The organism is Novosphingobium hassiacum, assembly GCF_014196055.1.
Classification (GTDB): domain Bacteria; phylum Pseudomonadota; class Alphaproteobacteria; order Sphingomonadales; family Sphingomonadaceae; genus Novosphingobium; species Novosphingobium hassiacum.
In genome coordinates, this window is sequence record NZ_JACICY010000047.1 from 1 (window position 1) to 2,680 (window position 2,680).

General features: G+C 57.0%; 2 protein-coding genes. Both read right to left on the minus strand.

The window, feature by feature from the left end:
• Window positions 1-89: 89 nt before the first annotated feature.
• Entirely contained in the window at window positions 90-2,327 is a 2,238-nt protein-coding gene (locus GGQ88_RS20990) for a TonB-dependent receptor (RefSeq protein WP_183615349.1), read from the minus strand.
• Window positions 2,328-2,494: 167 nt separating this feature from the next.
• Window positions 2,495-2,680: hypothetical protein (locus tag GGQ88_RS21155; protein ID WP_221214818.1), on the minus strand; the 186-nt coding region annotated here is incomplete at its 5' end.

The following is a 2,680-nucleotide window of genomic DNA, read 5'->3' on the forward strand; positions in this document are numbered from 1 at the left end:
CACCAGCGACGCCGCATTCCGGGGTGGGGCATGCCCCACCCCGGAATACACCATCGCCTACACCGGAAATTACACCACGAGCGCGGACGCTAACTTCCATATGGGTCGGATAATATACGTTGCACGGCGTTGTCATATCCTGGGATTCCAGTGACCCGCAGGCGCTTGTTGAATATATTATCGACGCCAACTTTGACGCGAAGGCTTGCAGGATTGTCCAGCGCTGATGACCTGGCCAGCTCCGCGAAGATTTCCAGACCGACCTTGGTAAGAGGTGAATAGCGTACGGGCGCGCCGGCCAGATCATCAATCGCCCGCACCCTGGCGCCGCTCTCCCAGGAAACGTTTCCGTTGGCACCAAATTTCTTCCAACCCAAGGCCCATTGCAAATTGAGGCGCCCGCGAGGGGTTCCGGTCAAGGCGAGCGGGTTGGCGAGAACATCAACCGAGCCTTGGTCGTTGCCAAGCACCAGTCGGCGTTGAAGCACATAGGAGTATGTCACGCCGAAATCCCACACAGGCCCAGCGCCCTCATTGGCAGCGGTTCGGACTTTCGTTTCATCGGATGGCGCATCGACCGACTTGCTTCCAAGGCGACCGCTCAGCCGGAGGGATAGCGCAATTTCCCGATTGGTTTGACGCAGCGCGTTGAAGGGGCGGGCATCGAACTCCACCAGCGCACCACTTGCATCACGAATGAAGAGGTCGGGAAAAATCCGCTGAGCCAAGGGAGATGGGTTGCTGATCGAGATGAGAGGGTTCGTCGTTTCGGAGGTCATGTAGTTGAACGAAGCCGTCATGCTGGCAATCGGCGTGCTCTTGTGGAATTCCGCCGAAATATTGGTTGCGGAAGATGCACTCCGGGAGAGAGTGTCTCGGCCGCCCGTGATGATCGTGACGGGCACCACGGCATCACGACTTGCATCGTAAACCAAAGTGCCTGGCCGCATCACAATCGGCGCGAGAACCGCGCTGGCGCCCGGCAAGCCGGGGCTGGATGCCCGGCTAAGCGCTATCCGCAGACCTTCAAAGACCGTCCAATCGAGGGTTGAAGTGACGGCGATACTCCGGCCAAAGGCGCTGGCCTGCGAATAGTCGAGTCTCCCACCGATGCTGAGGTCGCCGATCGATCCGAGCATCCCTTGGCCTTTTCTCGTGATTGGCAAAGTGATGCCCGCCTGCCCCGACAGGCTGGAATAGCGAGGGCTATTCTGTTGGCCGGCGGCATTTCCCTGTCGAACTGTTGTGTCGGAGGTGGTCGCACCTAACGACCCGTCGATGGTGACTGGACCTGCGGGCGCCTGAAAGAGAGTCCCGCTGGCCGTCAACGTACCAGAAAAACTCGACGACATAGAATTGAGGCCGGGGGAAGTAACCTCGTTCCCGGCAAGATTCCGGATGGTGTTCCAACTCCGCTCACCATTGACCTGTAGTGACAGAAAATAGTTGCCTATCTGGCCTCCCAGCGTGGTGCTAGCCCGCAGGAACCGGATGTCATTCTCTTGATGAGAGGCATGATAGTCGCTGGTGCCGGAAACGTCAGCGACTACCCCTGTCAGCGTTTCGGACCGAGACAGGCCGGCGTCAGCACTGAAATCGAAATTAAGTTTGCCAAGCGGGCGCCCATATCCGCTGGTAAATGTGATCGCGTCCTGGGAGGGGATCAGGCTGCGGTCGTTTTGGGAGGCAGTAGATGCAAAGCGATCTCGTTGGCGAATGCCTCCTTGATGCAAAAGGGTCAGTGCGGCCGTCAGGCGCTGATCGTTCCGGATTCGGCTATAGCGCAGCGTTGAAGTTTCCGCCTCGCCAGCGCCGTCCGTCGCCATTGACCCAGAACCTTCCGCCGCAAAAAATTGGAATTTTGGCCGTAATTCAAGATTGATCACGGTTTGGGCCGGGGAAAATCCGAACTCGCGCGCTTTGGTGGGATTCAGAAGCTGAATTTGCTCCAGAGCCTCCGGGGGTAATGCCTCGATCGCATCGTTGGATGCGAGCCGCCGCCCGTTGACTATGATTGAGACGTTGGGGCCAAAGCGTGCCGAAAGGCGGCCTAGCAGCTCACCGATGCTGTCGGTCGCATAAATTTTGATTACGTCAGGTGGAATGCTCTCGGCTACGTCCTTTTCGGCAATGGTGCGGGGCCGCCGGCCTGTTACGATGATTTCTGCCGTTCCAGTTGCAGGGTCAGTCGCGGAGCGGGATTGGGCATGAGGTGCTGATGGAGCGCAAATCACGCTCGCGCACAAGGCAGAAGCCACCCACGGCCAAATTTTCTTGCATTGCGCGTCGAGCCGAAAGAGAGGCCGCCTAACGTTAGGCCGGGTCATAGACGGGTGCCTTATGCGGCGTGCGAGCTGTGGCGGCAATATGAGCGCAGCTTGCGTATCCGGAGGGGGCAGAAAATGAGCGTAGATAGATCGTTATCGTGCAAATAAATGAAATCAACCGAAATATTATTTGTGATTTTTGCGCGTTTCGCCAAATACGTATTTCCCTATTGGACGTAGGATGCCAACATGGCTTGTTGATTTAAGCCTTGGTAAGGGGAGTGAGTGATGCTGAATTCGAAAGCTTTTTCCGTTGTGTCAGAGCCTGATTCGAAATTATCCTTCGTAAATTCATGACCTTGCGATGCGGCGGGTGAAGAGCTGGATCGAGGCGATAAACAGCCATGCGGTTG

Excerpts from the sequence above, each read along its gene's own strand:
- GGQ88_RS20990 (WP_183615349.1), bottom strand. The coding sequence starts at position 2,327 with ATGACCCGGCCTAACGTTAGGCGGCCTCTCTTTCGGCTCGACGCGCAA.